Origin of the sequence: Janthinobacterium sp. 67 (genome assembly GCF_002797895.1) — a bacterium.
Taxonomy (GTDB): domain Bacteria; phylum Pseudomonadota; class Gammaproteobacteria; order Burkholderiales; family Burkholderiaceae_D; genus Janthinobacterium.
Genome location: NZ_PGES01000001.1, coordinates 3,500,727 through 3,513,779 on the forward strand (window position 1 = coordinate 3,500,727; position 13,053 = coordinate 3,513,779).

Here is a 13,053-nt window from a genome sequence, read left to right on the forward strand (position 1 = left end):
CGAGTGGAAGGAAGTGCGCTATTTTACCGCAATGACCAGACCAAATCGCCGATTTGTCCTGCTTTACTGAAAAACATGCAACAGTCGCAAGCCCGTGAAAACCAGCATGCCGAAGACGATGGTTTGCAGCATATTGCGGCGGATCACGAAAAAGAGCGTGGCGGCAATCCCCGACAAGAGTTTCAAATTCGATAATTCAAAGTGCACTTGCTGCCCATCCATCAGCAGGTCGGGCGCGATGATGGCCGCCAGCGCGCAGGCTGGCGCATAGCGCAGCATCTCGCCCACGCGGCGCGGGATCGTGATGTGATGGCCGATCAGCCAGAAGGTGCTGCGCGTGGCGGCCGTTGCCACCACCAGCACGGCGATGGCGATCCACACGTCGGCCCGGCCCAAGTCGATGCCGTCAAACATGGCGTTTTGTCCATTTTTCTGTCAATTCTTCCACGGCCATGGCGCTGACCATGCCCACCACGACGGCTACCAGCAAGCCCAGCTTGTACGGCAGGCCGAAGGCCAGCACGGCCACCGCGCCCGCCACCAGCACGCCGCACAGGGCGGCGCGACTGAGGATCAGCGGCACCGTCACGCACAGGATCGCCAGGGTGCCGGCAAAGCCCAGCCCCCATTCGGCCGGCACGACGGCGCCCAGCACGATGCCGATGAAGGAACCGGTTTGCCAGGCCAGCCAGTTGGGATAGATCAAGCCTTTCAGGAAAGGCAGCTTGGCCGGGTCCGGCGTTTCATGGGGGTAGCGCTGCAGGAACAGGCCCACCGTGATGTCGCCGGCCACATAGCCGAGCGCAAAGCGCTGGCGCCACGGCAGATGGGCAAAATGGGGAGCCAGCAGCACGGAAAAGATGACAAACCGCAAATTGACGACGAGGGCCGTGGCAAAGATCACCCACACGGGCGCCTGCGCGGCCAGCAGGGGCAAGGACGCGAGCTGGGCCGAGCCGGCAAAGACAAACAGGGTCATGGCGCCCGCCTGCGCCACCGTCAATCCGCTTTTCACCATGGCCACGCCCACCACCATGCCCCAGGCGGCAATGCCCAGCAAGGTGGGCGCGCCCAGGTTCAGGCCGGCGCGCCAGGCATCTTTCAGCAGGGCGTCGTCCTTGGCGGCCGGGACGGCGTTCACGCGGCGCTCCGGCGGAGAGAGTGTGGTAACTGCACAACAATGGTGCGCGGAGAAAAGCTCCGCAACGGTGATACCGGCAAGGCAAATCCAGTCAGGGTGGCGCTACGGCTGCCATATTGTCGCGAAAAACCGCGCCGCAGCCGAAGATGATCGAGCCGCCATTTTAGCCATGATTTTTGCTGTCTGCCTGAATCCGTTAAAATCGTGCTTTTGGCAGCAGCCGCCTTCCTTCCATACAGCCTCACGGAGCATGACAAGATGACAAAAACCACCCAGCCAGCGGTCGAACTCGACAGTAAAGACTTGCCAGCCCACTGCCCTAACCCGGCCATGCCGCTGTGGTCGTCGCATCCGCGCGTGTTCCTGGAATTTAACAAGGACGGCGTCGCCAAGTGCCCGTACTGCGGCACGGCCTACACGCTGAAGGAAGGCGCCAGCGCCGGCCATCATTAAACTGCCCAGCGGCGCGCCCCCAGCGCGCCGTTTTTATTTGCATCAAAATATACCGATCAGCCCGGAGCCGTCATGAAACGTCTGAAAGAACTCAATGGCAGCGCCGCCGAAGTCGAAGCGGCGTTCTACGATGCCTTGCACCGCGCCGACCTCGAAGCGCTGATGGCGCTGTGGGCCGACGATGAAGAGATCGTCTGCATCCACCCGGGCGGCGCGCGCCTGATCGGCCACGCCGCCATCCGCGCCTCGTGGGAAACCATCCTGGCCGCCGGCGGCCTGCACATCGTGCCGGCGCAGCTGCATGAAACGCACAATCTGATGAGTTCGGTGCACACGGTGATCGAAGGCGTGACCCAGGAAGAAGGCGGCCCGGCGCACCTGCTGGCAACGAATGTGTACGTAAAAACACCGCGCGGCTGGCGCATCGTGCTGCACCACGCCTCCGTCGCCCCCGGCGGCGCGCCGTCCGACGCCGCGGGGACGCAAATCCTGCACTGATGGCCTTGTCTCTTTCCTACACCGCCCCGCTGTGGCTGCCTGGCGGCCACGCGCAGACGATTTATCCCGCCGTGTGCCTCGCCAAGCCGGCCGTGGCCTTCCGACGCGAACGCTGGCAAGCGCCCGATGGCGATTTCATCGACGTCGACCTGGTCGACGGCCAGCCGGGCCAGCCCTTCGTCGTCCTGTTCCACGGCCTGGAAGGCTCGTCGAACAGCCATTACGCGCGCTCCCTGATGGCCGAGGTGGCCGCGCGCGGCTGGTCGGGCGCCGTGCCGCATTTTCGCGGCTGCTCGGGCGAAGCGAACCTGGCGCCCCGCTTTTACCATTCGGGCGATGCGCAGGAAGTGGACTGGATCGTGCAGCGCCTGCGCCCGCGCGCCACCGGAAAATTGTACGCGGCCGGCGTCTCGCTGGGCGGCAACGCCCTGCTGTGCTGGCTGGGCCAGTCGCAGCACCAGGCCGATTTCATCGATGCGGCAGCGGCCGTGTCCGCCCCGCTGGACCTGGCGCAGGGAGGCAAGGCCCTGTCTTCGGGCGCCAACCGGCTCTACACGCGCATGTTCCTGAACACCTTGAAACCGAAATGCCTGGCCAAGCTGGAACAGTTTCCCGGCCTGTTTGCGCGCGACGCCATGCTGGCCGCGCGCGATTTGCACGCCTTCGACAACGTCGTCACGGCGCCCCTGCACGGCTACCGCGACGCCGACGATTACTGGCACCGCGCCAGCGCCAAGCACGTCTTGCATGACATCACCGTGCCGACCCTGGTATTGAATGCGCAAAACGATCCTTTCCTGCCCGGGCGCTTCCTGCCGCGCAGCGCCGCGCCGAACGTCGCGCTCGAGTATCCGCGCCACGGCGGCCACGTCGGCTTTGCGGCCGGCAAGCTGCCGGGAAGCACACGCTGGCTGCCGCAACGGCTGCTCTCCTTTTTTGAAAACGGCAACATGGCGCCGTCCGCACCGCAAAGCTGGCACGCTGGCGGTGCACGCACTCACACGGAAAACGCTACACATGGATGAACTCGTCAAACAGGCCCTGGCCAAATGGCCGAACGTGCCCCACTGCTACGGCTGGCTGGGCCTGGACGCGCGCGGCCACTGGCGCATGCGCGACCAGCAGGCGCAACAGCAACAACTGCCCGGCGACAAGATCGTCCATGCGGCCCTGTTGAATTTCATCAACCGCAATTACGCCCAGGACGAACGCGGCTGCTGGTTTTTCCAGAACGGCCCGCAGCGCGTGTATGTGAATCTGGAAGCGACGCCGTATATCGCCCGCAGCGATCCGCAGCACGGTTTTGTCTTGCAGACGGGTGCGCCGCTGGAACAGATCGAGCAAGTGTATTGGTGCGACGACGGCATGCTGATCTTGCGCCATGGCGATATCGTGGCGCAGGTCGACGACCGCGACATTTCGCAAGTGTTGGACGCGCTGTATTTCGATGGACAGCTGGCCAGCGACGACGACTTGCTGACCTGGCTGCAAGAACGCCGGGGCACGCTGACCCTATTGCATGACGGCAAGGAGATCGCCGTCCAGCCGCTGCGCTACGATGACGTGCCGCAAACCTTCGGCTTCCAGCCGGTGCCGCAAGCCGATACGGACTAGCCCTTCTGGTCCTTGATCTGCTCGCGGCGCTTTTCCTGCAGCTCGCGCTCGCGCGCGTCGATCACGGCCTGGTCATAAAAGGTCGCGTCCGTCGATTTGCGGGCGATCGTCAGCTGGTCCAGCGCAGCCATGGTGGCGCCCTGCAGCACGTAGGATTCGGCCAGCGCCATGTGCTGCAAGGTCATCTTGCCCTGGTCCGCATAGGCTTTTGCCAGTAAATCGTAGAGTTCCGGCTCTTCCTTGTAGAGCTGCACCTGGTCACGCAAATACAAGGTCGATTGCTCCAGCTTGCCGGCCGCCATCAGCGCTTCCGCATACTGGTGGGCAATGCCGCGCGAGAGGGGAAACTGCTGGCGCGCAGCATCGGCCGCCTTCAGGGCTTGCTGCGCCACTTCCTTCTTTTGTGCCGGCATCAACAGCACTTCCAGTTCCATCGCCGCCAGCAGGGAATTGGGCGCCTGCGTGCCGCCCGAGGTAAACACGTTCGGTCCGGCCGGCTGGTGCAGGGCCGCATTGGCCGCATCGAGTTCCTTTTGCGCCTCCGCCGGCTTGCCCTGCTTGACGGCGACAAAGGACAAGCCGTAATGGGCGGCCGTCACCTGAAAGCGGCTTTGCTGTTCCAGCTGCGTCTTGAAAACAGCCTTGGCATTCAGCAGGCCTTGCACGCTTTCATCCTGCAGCACGCGGGCGCGGGCGCGGGCCAGGTGGAAACTCAGGCTGTCCGCACGCTGCTTGTAAGGCTGCTCGCGGATGCGCGCCTGGATGTCGGCGATACGTTCCGTCGTCAGCGGATGGGTCTGCAGATAGGCGGGCATCAGGTCGCTGTACGAGCGGCTGGCCGCCTGCATGCGCCCGAAGAAGGCCACCATGCCGGTGGTGTCGAAACCGGCCTCGCCCATGATCTGGAAACCGATGCGGTCCGCCTCGCGTTCCGCGTCGCGGCCGAAATTGAGCTGGCGCTGGATGGCCAGGCCCTGGCCGGCCGCAAACACGCCCATGGCCACGTCACCGCCCGCGCGCGAAGCGAGTGCCGCCAGCAGCATGGCCGCCAGCGGCATCAGGGCATCCTGGCGCTGCTGGCCCAGCATGCGCGCGATATGGCGCTGCGCCACGTGGCCGATCTCGTGCGACAGCACGGACGCCAGTTCCGCCTCCGTTTGCGCCGCCAGCACGAGGGCCGAGTGCACGCCGATGAAGCCGCCCGGCAAGGCAAACGCGTTCAACTGGGGATCGCGCACGGCAAAGAAGAAATAGTCGTAATTCGTTTCGCCGCGCACGCTGGGCCGCGCCGCCACGAGGGCGTTGCCGAAGGTGTTCAGGTACTCGAGCAGGGGCGCGTCATCGAGGTAATCGCGGTCGCCGCGCAGGCCCCGCATGATTTCCTCGCCGATCTTGCGCTCCATCGCCGGCGACAGGTCTTCGCGCGACGTATCGCCCAGGTTCGGCAGGTTCGGCGCGGGCGGCACGGGCAGTTGCGTCCAGCTGCCGGCCGGCTTGGCCGGCGCACTGGCAGCCGGCGCCGCTGGCGCGGACGTATAGGTTTGCGCCAGCGCAGACGGCGCTGCGACGCAGAAGGCGGCCAGCACCGACGCGCGCCGGGAGCCGCGCAGCCATGCCGCAGCGGCGTTTGCAAGTATGGTCGGAAGGGGAGTTTTTGAATTCACGGGTGCTATCATACCTTGTTAGCGGCACCCATTCCCACGCGTGCCGCGCCCCACTCCTCACCTATTTTTGACGCCATGACAACAGCAGACAAGCAAGCCCCCGCCGGAGAACTGACCCATTTCGACGCCACGGGCCAGGCCCATATGGTCGACGTGGGCAGCAAGGAAGACACGCGCCGCAGCGCCGTGGCGGCCGGCACCATCCGCATGCAGCCGGCCACCCTGGCCCTGATCATTTCCGGCAATGCAAAAAAAGGCGACGTGCTGGGCATCGCCCGCATCGCCGCCATCATGGGCGCCAAGCGCACCAGCGACCTGATTCCCCTGTGCCACCCGCTGGCCCTCACGCGCGTCACCGTCGACTTTGAAGTGGACGAAGCGGCCAACAGCGTGCACTGCCGCGCCCAGGTCGACACGACGGGCAAGACGGGCGTCGAAATGGAAGCGCTGACGTCCGTGCAAATCGGCTTGTTGACGATCTACGACATGTGCAAGGCCGTCGACCGCGGCATGGTGATGACGAATGTGCGCGTGCTGGAAAAGCATGGCGGCAAGTCGGGCGACTGGCACGCCGAGGTGTAACTATGCTGCCTGGCGCGCAAGATGAATCTGGGCGCGGCGCAAATCGCGCAGCAGCCACACGGCACTGGCCAGGCACAGCGCGATGATGGCCACGGACAGGGGCAGGTGGAATTGTTCCAGCCCTGCCAGTGCAAAGCCGGCGTGGATCAGGAAGGTGCCCACGCCCAGCGCGGCGCAGACACCCGCATACAGGGTCGCCTGCGGGGTTGCCAGCAATACGTGCCGGTAGCCAACCAGCACCAGGGCAATGGCCGCCAGGTTAAACACGAGAAAACCCTGCACGCCGCCCGGCAAATGAAACATTTCCCATTCTTTCCAGTAGGCAGCGTCGATTTGATGCAGGATGAGGAACAACATGGTCCAGAAGTAGCTGCGCGGCATAAGATTCACATTCGTCAATGTTGATCCCATTGTAAAGCCCACACCGCGCACCTGCATGTGCCCATGGCATTTTTCTATGCAAAAATGAATTTCATTGATATAAATGCTTTTTCATCAAGAAATCATGCATACTGCGAATCGACCATATCCAGATGAGCATCGCATGACAAGCAACAAGCCCGCCGCCGAAACCAAGCTCCAGGACTTCGAGTTCGAGGCCATGAATCTGCAGGTGGGCGGACGCATCCAGTTCATCACGCACCGCACCATCAAACCCATCCAGCATTTCTCGACCGTGATCGGCTATGTGAAAGACGAGTACCTGATCGTCAAGATTCCCATGGAAAACGGCGCGTCCGTCGTCCTCAACGAGGGCGACAAGCTGACCATCCGCGTGTTTTCCGGTGTCACCGTCTGTTCGTTTTCCTGCAGCGTGCTGCGCATCTTCGGCCGCCCGCTCAATTATGTGCACCTGAGCTTTCCCGACACCATCCAGGGCACCAGCCTGCGCACGGCCATGCGCGTGAAAGTGGAGATTCCAGCGCAGCTGAGCTACCGCGACGTGCCGGCCGTGCCCGTGTTCATCGTCAACCTCAGCGTCTCGGGCGCGCTGATCGAGGCGCCCAGCATGCTCACGCCCGACGACGAAGGCGTGGCGCTCAGCTTTACCTTGCTGGTGCAACCGAACAAGCATCAGATGCGCGTCAACACGCGCGCCCGCATCCAGAACGTCAGCGTGGGCAAGCCGTCCAATGGCCATGCGGCCGGGGTGGCCGAAATCTATACGTATGGCGTGCAATTCATCGACCTGGAACCGACCCACTACACCTTGCTGCAAAACCTCACGTATGAAGCGCTGATCGCGGACCGCCAAAAAATCGTCTGATGCCGGCGCGGCTGGCGCCGCTCACTGCGTCGCCACCACCTTGGGAATATTCGTGCGGGTAATGGCCTCCTTGGCCGCCGCATTCGTCACGCTGGTGCTGTTGAACCAGCTCAGGCTGCTGCTGCCGAGCTGCAACTCCATGTTCACCGTCTGGCCGCCCATGCCGCTGCCCAGGTCGCCCGCCAGGGTCAGCTCGATATTGCCCTTGTCGACCTTGGCGCCGGCCACTTCGCGCGTCGGACTGAACACGGGAATGGCGCTGGGCACGGCCTCGGTGGGGGTGCTGCAGGCAGCCGCCAGGCCGCCGTTTTCCTGCACGCACAGGGCCACGGCCGTTTTCAGCGGCGCGGCCGCCGCCAGCACGTTGCTTACCTTGGCCCGCATCGTATAGTCGCCGTACTGGGGAATGGCCACGGCCGCCAGGATGCTGGCGATGGCCACCACGATCATCAGTTCTATCAGGGTAAATCCGCTTTGCGCGCGCATCGTATCCTCCCATGGTGCATTGCTCACGCAGTTCACGGTGCAAGCGCCATGCCAGCGGCGCGCCCGGGCAGCGGCGGTGGCAGTGGAAAGAAAAGCGACACTTTTTGGCAGTTTCGGACCAGGCTTGTCGGCCCAGGCCGGGAATCTGCCTGTCTTGCGGGCAAAAAAAAAGGAGCCGAAGCTCCTTTTTTGTACTGCGGTGACCAGGCTGAAATTACAGCATGGCTTTCAGCAGACGCGCCATTTCCGACGGGTTTTTGGTCACGGTGATGCCGCAAGCTTCCATGATTTCCAGCTTGGCTTGTGCCGTATCGGCACCGCCCGAGATCAGCGCGCCGGCGTGGCCCATGCGCTTGCCTGGAGGAGCGGTCACGCCAGCGATGAAGCCGACGACCGGTTTTTTCATGTTGTCCTTGATCCAATAAGCCGCGTTGGCTTCGTCCGGACCGCCGATTTCGCCGATCATGATGACCGCGTCGGTATCTGGATCGTCATTGAACATCTTCATGATGTCGATGTGCTTCAGACCGTTGATCGGGTCGCCGCCGATGCCGACTGCCGACGATTGGCCCAGGCCCAGCGCGGTCAATTGACCCACTGCTTCATAGGTCAGGGTGCCGGAACGGGACACGACGCCGATACGGCCCTTCTTGTGGATGTGACCTGGCATGATGCCGATCTTGATTTCGTCTGGCGTGATCAGGCCTGGGCAGTTAGGGCCCAGCAGCAAGGTTTTGCTGTTGGCTTTGGCCATGCGGTCTTTCAGGGCCATCATGTCGCGGACAGGAATGCCTTCGGTGATGCAAATGGCCAGATCCATTTCAGCTTCGACAGCTTCCCAGATCGCCGCTGCCGCGCCTGCTGGCGGTACGTAGATGACGGAAACGTTGGCGCCGGTTTCTTTTTTCGCTTCGGTCACGTTAGCGAAAATAGGAATGCCTTCGAAATCTTCGCCGGCTTTCTTCGGGTTCACGCCTGCCACGAAGGCAGCTTTGCCGTTCGCGTAGTCGCGGCAACCGCGGGTGTGGAACTGGCCGGTCTTGCCGGTGATCCCTTGGGTAACGACTTTGGTATCTTTATTGATCAGAATGGACATGTTGATTCCTTAATTAAGCTTGACCGGCAGCAGCGGCAACGACGCTCTTGGCTGCATCTTCCATGGTGTCGGCTGCGATGATAGGCAGACCGGAATCGGCCAGCATCTTCTTGCCCAGGTCTTCGTTGGTGCCCTTCATGCGCACGACCAGCGGTACGTTCAGCGAGACGGCTTTCACTGCGGCGATGACGCCTTCAGCGATCACGTCGCAACGCATGATGCCGCCGAAAATGTTCACCAGGATGGCTTTCAGGCCTGGGTTTTTCAGCATGATCTTGAACGCTTCGGTGACTTTTTCCGCCGTGGCGCCGCCGCCGACGTCCAGGAAGTTGGCCGGCTCGCCGCCGAACAGCTTGATGGTGTCCATGGTGGCCATGGCCAGGCCGGCGCCGTTCACCAGGCAACCGATGTTGCCGTCGAGCGAGATGTAGGCCAGGTCGAATTTCGACGCTTCGATTTCAGCTGGATCTTCTTCGTCCAGATCGCGCAGGGCGACGATTTCCGGGTGACGGAACAGGGCGTTCGGGTCAAAGTTGAACTTGGCGTCCAGGGCGATGACTTTGCCGCTGCCGGTAACGATCAGCGGGTTGATCTCGGCCAGCGAGCAATCGGTTTCCCAGTACGCTTTGTACAGGCCTTGCAGGTTGGCGCGGGCGTCGGCGATCGAACCGGCAGGCACGCCGATCTTGGCGGCGATGTCGTCTGCCTGGGCATCGGTCAGGCCCGTGCCTGGATCGATGGTGACGTGGTGGATCTTCTCAGGGTGGCTCTCGGCCACTTCTTCGATGTCCATGCCGCCTTCGGACGATGCCATCAGGACGATTTTCTGGGTAACGCGGTCGGTGACCAGCGAAACGTACAGTTCTTGCTTGATGTCGGCGCCTTCTTCCACCAGCAGGCGGTTGACTTTCTGGCCTTCGGCGCTGGTCTGATGCGTGATCAGCTGCATGCCCATGATCTGGTCAGCGTATTCCTTGACCTGTTCCATCGATTTTGCCACTTTCACGCCGCCGCCCTTGCCGCGGCCACCTGCGTGGATCTGCGCCTTGACGACCCATACCGGGCCGCCCAGGGTTTCCGCAGCCTTGACGGCTTCTTCGACGGACATGCACGGAATACCGCGTGGTACCGTCACTCCGTGCTGCCGGAGGATTTCTTTGGCTTGATACTCATGGATTTTCATGCTGGCTTCCCTTCTGATACTGATTTGTAAAAATACGGTTAGTGGTGCAAAAAAAACAGGAAAAACAGCGCCGGGGTCACGCTTTGGCTACCCAGCGCGGGTAATACTGTGCAACCGCCCCGCCATCCGTGCGCAGGGCGTGGCATTTGTCGAGTTGAAACGGCTTTTCATGCGGCAAATCAGCATTCTCACCGTCGCGGGTCGACCAGACATCGCCGGCAAATGCCTGAACCGTCGCAGTCGGCAAGACTTGCGCCAGTTCCGTCAAATGGGTACAGCCGGCGATTCCCGCCAGGCGCTGTTTCAAGTCGCGGCGGAAATTCTTCAATAAATTCAGACCGATCAGCGTCCGATAAGCGGGGCCGATGGTATCGCAAAAACCGGGATAGGGCACGGCATCGGAGGCAGCTTCGGCCTCGACAATGGTCAGTTCGCGATCGACGGTAATGCGTAAGTGGAGGTCATGCAGAGGGGCGCCGGCGGGACGGGGGCCGGAGGCCAGGGTCGCGTCATAGCTTTTGATGTCGGTGATATGGGCGTCAATATCCCACAGGCCGTCGTCGCGCACATACGCTTGGACGTCGATAACGCGGGAGTGCCGTAGGGCGCGCCGGGATACGGGAGTTGACAGGGGCATAAGACCGATGCCGCTTGCGCGGCCATAATTAGTAAGCAGCCATGTGCCTAAAGCACTCTGTTCGCAGCTTCTACGAACAGCAACCGCACCTGCGGCGCCGCAAAAACCCTAAAAGTGTAGCACACAGGGCGCTAGTTGCGTCGCAACATAATTTTTTATTGGTCTTGCCGCCCGCCGCAAATCATTAACAGAAATTGCAAAGTGAATGACTACCATTCAGAATTCAAATAACTGATGTCGGGCATGCAAGCGCCGGCAGCCTGGCCGGCGCCACGCTTCAGTCGGCCACCCCCAGTGCACGCAAAACGGGCAAGGTGCGCGCGGAAAAATACTGTGCGTGCGCCAGCAGTTCGGCCAGGTTTTCCTCTTCCGTCAACAAAGGCTGCCCATCCTTCGTCAGCAATTGCTCCAGGCGCAGCAGCACCGGCCACGTCGCATGCACACACTCTTGCGGCGTTGAGCAACCTTGCTGTTTTGCCCACAGGAACAGTTGTTGTAAATGCGATACAACCACGCCACCGCCCGTCAGGGGGCTGGCAAGGACGTGCAAATCGGTTCTTGCCAGTGCTTGCTCCAGCAAGTGCGCATTCAGGCGCGCCGTTTGCGGCCGCGCCACGGCGACATCGGCCTCGTCCTGGACGGCAAGCACGCTGCCTTTGCTGACCAGCACCAGCATGACCTGCAGCAGGGCGGCCAGGCTCGCTTCAGTGCCAGCCATTTGCTGCTCCAGTTCGCCTATCGTGTACACGCGATGGTCGGCCATGGCGTCAAGCACGGGCGCATACACGCGCTCGTCCATATCGGCGTCGCCCAGTACGCCATGCACGCTCAACACCACTTCGTCGCGGGGCACGGCCAGCATCACGCGCACGGCCCGCAAGGCACTGGCCTGGGCCAACGGCGTCAGCCTGCGCGCGCCCTTGACCCAGTAATCCTTGCGGAACTGTTCGTTGACAAGGAAGGCGCGCGTCGTCTCGCGGAAGATGGGATCGGGTATCTCGGCCAGGAATTGCTGGTGCTCGGTCGTCAGGTTCAGCATGTCGACCAGAGCCGTATAGTTGGCGGACGCGGCGAACTCGAGCTTGGCCTCGCCCAGCATGGCAGCGACGCTGGAAAAAGCCATGGGCTGCCAGTCGGCATTGAAATACTCATGGGCAAGATAATGTCCATCCATCGCCTTGAGCTTGTCGAAGCGGTCCGCCAGCTGCGGGTTGGCGTCCAGATAGCGCGGTTGCACGGCGATCATCCGCTCGACGAAATCGATGGCGCCGTCGACTCTGGCCAGCACGCCCTGGCCCGGGGCGCTCATGACGCGGCTATGTTCGGCCAGCAAGTCGCGCATCGGCATCATTGCGGCCCAGCCTGGCTGCGTGTTGTAGCTGATGAAGGCGACACCGCCGACTTTCAGCTTGCGCCGCAGGAAGTCGACGATCAGCGCGCGATTTTCCGCCGAAACCCAGCTCCAGATTCCGTGCAGGCAGATGAAGTCGAAATCGGGCAAGTCGTCGCGGCGGCAAAACTGCGCGAACGATTCGTCCGTAAATTGCGCGCCGGCGCCGGCCGCGCTGGCCAGCTCCTGCGCAAAGGCGGCCTGGGACGGATTGAAATCATTGCCATGCCAGCGCGTGGCGGACGCCGCCGCATGGATGTTGGCGCTGACGCCCTGACCAAAGCCCAGTTCGCAAGCCGTGCCGCTGGCCGGCAAGGCCAGGCCGGCGGCCAGCAGGGGCAGCCGCAGGCGCAGAGGATTCAATTCTTCGTAGTAGCCATAGGTATAGGCAATTTCGGCCATATAGCCGGCATTCCAGTTGCTCATCTCGATCCTGTCACGGTCAGGGGCTGTGCGCATCGCACAGCGTTCGAGCGCCAGCATACCCGATCGCGCGGCGTCGCCATACGGGAAACAGACGGCGTTTGAAAGCGCAGTTCGTGGCGGCACGGCGGGAGCGGCCGGCGCACCCTGGCCGGCCTTATTCCTCGTCGGGCTCCAGCCCCTTCAAGGCCACCTGTACGGCGCGCTGGGAAAAGCCGCGCTGCATCAGGAAGCGCATCTGCTTGCTGCGCTGCTCGGCGTCCTGCGCCACTTGCCCGAACTTGCGGCGCCATACTTCGCAGGCGCGCGCAACTTCGCCTTCGGCCAGGCCCGCCTTGAGTTCCTGCAGCGCTTCGCCGCCGATGCCATGGCTTTGCAATTCGGCCATGATGCGGCTGTTGCCGAAGCGGGCCGAGCGGCGGTGGATCAGCGACTCGGAAAAGCGCTCCTGCGACAGCCAATTGGCTTGCTCCAGGCTGTCGAGCAAGGCTTCCACGTCATCGCCCTCTTGCGCATGCCGCTGCAGCTTGCGCCGCAATTCCATGCGGCTGTGTTCACGCATCGACAAAAAGCGTAGCGCCCTGCCCTTCAGGCTTAGTTGTACTGCGGCCATACACCC

General features: G+C 62.5%; 16 protein-coding genes. 6 read left to right on the plus strand and 10 right to left on the minus strand.

Going from position 1 to position 13,053, the window contains the following annotated elements; translation table 11 throughout:
- Positions 1-63: 63 nt before the first annotated feature.
- Complete coding sequence (locus tag CLU90_RS15690) at positions 64-414, minus strand: AzlD domain-containing protein (RefSeq protein WP_092711819.1); 351 nt, start codon at positions 412-414, stop codon at positions 64-66.
- Positions 407-1,141: an AzlC family ABC transporter permease gene (locus CLU90_RS15695; RefSeq protein ID WP_100428351.1), complete on the minus strand. Its 735-nt coding sequence runs from the start codon at positions 1,139-1,141 to the stop codon at positions 407-409. The genes CLU90_RS15690 and CLU90_RS15695 overlap by 8 nt, the downstream gene beginning before the upstream one ends.
- 258 nt (positions 1,142-1,399) lie before the next feature.
- Here CLU90_RS15695 and CLU90_RS15700 point away from each other — a divergent pair, with 258 nt between their 5' ends.
- From CLU90_RS15700 to CLU90_RS15715, 4 genes are all read left to right on the plus strand, one after another.
- Positions 1,400-1,594: a zinc-finger domain-containing protein gene (locus tag CLU90_RS15700; protein ID WP_034746106.1), complete on the plus strand. Its 195-nt coding sequence runs from the start codon at positions 1,400-1,402 to the stop codon at positions 1,592-1,594.
- A 72-nt stretch (positions 1,595-1,666) separates the two neighbouring features.
- A complete protein-coding gene (locus CLU90_RS15705; protein ID WP_092711823.1) occupies positions 1,667-2,092 on the plus strand; it encodes a YybH family protein in 426 nt (141 codons plus the stop codon).
- The gene (locus tag CLU90_RS15710) at positions 2,092-3,117 is read left to right on the plus strand and encodes a YheT family hydrolase (RefSeq protein WP_092711825.1); all 1,026 of its coding nucleotides are present in this window, start codon (positions 2,092-2,094) and stop codon (positions 3,115-3,117) included. Before CLU90_RS15705 ends, CLU90_RS15710 begins: the two co-directional genes overlap by 1 nt.
- Positions 3,110-3,706, plus strand: coding sequence for a DUF2946 family protein (locus tag CLU90_RS15715; RefSeq protein WP_092711827.1), 597 nt, complete (start codon positions 3,110-3,112; stop codon positions 3,704-3,706). Before CLU90_RS15710 ends, CLU90_RS15715 begins: the two co-directional genes overlap by 8 nt.
- Here the strand turns inward: CLU90_RS15715 and CLU90_RS15720 are convergent.
- Positions 3,703-5,292 carry a beta-barrel assembly-enhancing protease gene (locus CLU90_RS15720; protein WP_100428352.1) on the minus strand — a complete coding sequence of 530 codons (1,590 nt, stop codon included), beginning with the start codon at positions 5,290-5,292 and terminating at the stop codon, positions 3,703-3,705. The two genes, CLU90_RS15715 and CLU90_RS15720, sit on opposite strands and share 4 nt — an antisense overlap.
- A 153-nt stretch (positions 5,293-5,445) precedes the next feature.
- Here CLU90_RS15720 and moaC point away from each other — a divergent pair, with 153 nt between their 5' ends.
- Positions 5,446-5,952: a cyclic pyranopterin monophosphate synthase MoaC gene (gene moaC / locus CLU90_RS15725; protein WP_034746095.1), complete on the plus strand. Its 507-nt coding sequence runs from the start codon at positions 5,446-5,448 to the stop codon at positions 5,950-5,952.
- Here the strand turns inward: moaC and CLU90_RS15730 are convergent, their stop codons facing one another.
- Positions 5,953-6,333: a DUF6713 family protein gene (locus CLU90_RS15730; protein ID WP_100428353.1), complete on the minus strand. Its 381-nt coding sequence runs from the start codon at positions 6,331-6,333 to the stop codon at positions 5,953-5,955.
- A 163-nt stretch (positions 6,334-6,496) separates the two neighbouring features.
- Between CLU90_RS15730 and CLU90_RS15735 the strand changes: the two genes are divergently transcribed.
- A complete protein-coding gene (locus CLU90_RS15735; protein ID WP_100428354.1) occupies positions 6,497-7,219 on the plus strand; it encodes a flagellar brake protein in 723 nt (240 codons plus the stop codon).
- Positions 7,220-7,240: 21 nt separating this feature from the next.
- Here the strand turns inward: CLU90_RS15735 and CLU90_RS15740 are convergent, their stop codons facing one another.
- From CLU90_RS15740 to recX, 6 genes are all read right to left on the minus strand, one after another.
- Positions 7,241-7,705 (minus strand): pilin, encoded by a 465-nt coding sequence (locus CLU90_RS15740; RefSeq protein ID WP_100428355.1) that lies wholly within the window; start codon positions 7,703-7,705, stop codon positions 7,241-7,243.
- 214 nt (positions 7,706-7,919) lie between these two features.
- Complete coding sequence (gene sucD / locus CLU90_RS15745; protein ID WP_034746085.1) at positions 7,920-8,801, minus strand: succinate--CoA ligase subunit alpha; 882 nt, start codon at positions 8,799-8,801, stop codon at positions 7,920-7,922.
- A gap of 13 nt (positions 8,802-8,814) precedes the next feature.
- Positions 8,815-9,984 (minus strand): ADP-forming succinate--CoA ligase subunit beta, encoded by a 1,170-nt coding sequence (sucC, locus tag CLU90_RS15750; protein ID WP_092711837.1) that lies wholly within the window; start codon positions 9,982-9,984, stop codon positions 8,815-8,817.
- Between the two features lie 76 nt (positions 9,985-10,060).
- On the minus strand, positions 10,061-10,621 hold the full coding sequence (locus CLU90_RS15755; protein WP_100428356.1) for a DUF2889 domain-containing protein: 561 nt from the start codon (positions 10,619-10,621) through the stop codon (positions 10,061-10,063).
- Positions 10,622-10,898: 277 nt separating this feature from the next.
- Complete coding sequence (locus tag CLU90_RS15760; RefSeq protein ID WP_100428357.1) at positions 10,899-12,437, minus strand: class I SAM-dependent methyltransferase; 1,539 nt, start codon at positions 12,435-12,437, stop codon at positions 10,899-10,901.
- Positions 12,438-12,591: 154 nt separating this feature from the next.
- A complete protein-coding gene (recX, locus tag CLU90_RS15765; RefSeq protein ID WP_100428358.1) occupies positions 12,592-13,047 on the minus strand; it encodes a recombination regulator RecX in 456 nt (151 codons plus the stop codon).
- Positions 13,048-13,053 lie beyond the last annotated feature (6 nt).

Coding starts and splice junctions, on each gene's coding strand:
- CLU90_RS15690 (WP_092711819.1), bottom strand. CDS start 414: ATGTTTGACGGCATCGACTTGGGCCGGGCCGACGTGTGGATCGCCATC.
- CLU90_RS15700 (WP_034746106.1), top strand. CDS start 1,400: ATGACAAAAACCACCCAGCCAGCGGTCGAACTCGACAGTAAAGACTTG.
- CLU90_RS15705 (WP_092711823.1), top strand. CDS start 1,667: ATGAAACGTCTGAAAGAACTCAATGGCAGCGCCGCCGAAGTCGAAGCG.
- CLU90_RS15710 (WP_092711825.1), top strand. CDS start 2,092: ATGGCCTTGTCTCTTTCCTACACCGCCCCGCTGTGGCTGCCTGGCGGC.
- CLU90_RS15715 (WP_092711827.1), top strand. CDS start 3,110: ATGGATGAACTCGTCAAACAGGCCCTGGCCAAATGGCCGAACGTGCCC.
- moaC (WP_034746095.1), top strand. CDS start 5,446: ATGACAACAGCAGACAAGCAAGCCCCCGCCGGAGAACTGACCCATTTC.
- CLU90_RS15730 (WP_100428353.1), bottom strand. CDS start 6,333: ATGCCGCGCAGCTACTTCTGGACCATGTTGTTCCTCATCCTGCATCAA.
- CLU90_RS15735 (WP_100428354.1), top strand. CDS start 6,497: ATGACAAGCAACAAGCCCGCCGCCGAAACCAAGCTCCAGGACTTCGAG.
- CLU90_RS15740 (WP_100428355.1), bottom strand. CDS start 7,705: ATGCGCGCGCAAAGCGGATTTACCCTGATAGAACTGATGATCGTGGTG.
- sucD (WP_034746085.1), bottom strand. CDS start 8,801: ATGTCCATTCTGATCAATAAAGATACCAAAGTCGTTACCCAAGGGATC.
- sucC (WP_092711837.1), bottom strand. CDS start 9,984: ATGAAAATCCATGAGTATCAAGCCAAAGAAATCCTCCGGCAGCACGGA.
- CLU90_RS15755 (WP_100428356.1), bottom strand. CDS start 10,621: ATGCCCCTGTCAACTCCCGTATCCCGGCGCGCCCTACGGCACTCCCGC.
- CLU90_RS15760 (WP_100428357.1), bottom strand. CDS start 12,437: ATGAGCAACTGGAATGCCGGCTATATGGCCGAAATTGCCTATACCTAT.
- recX (WP_100428358.1), bottom strand. CDS start 13,047: ATGGCCGCAGTACAACTAAGCCTGAAGGGCAGGGCGCTACGCTTTTTG.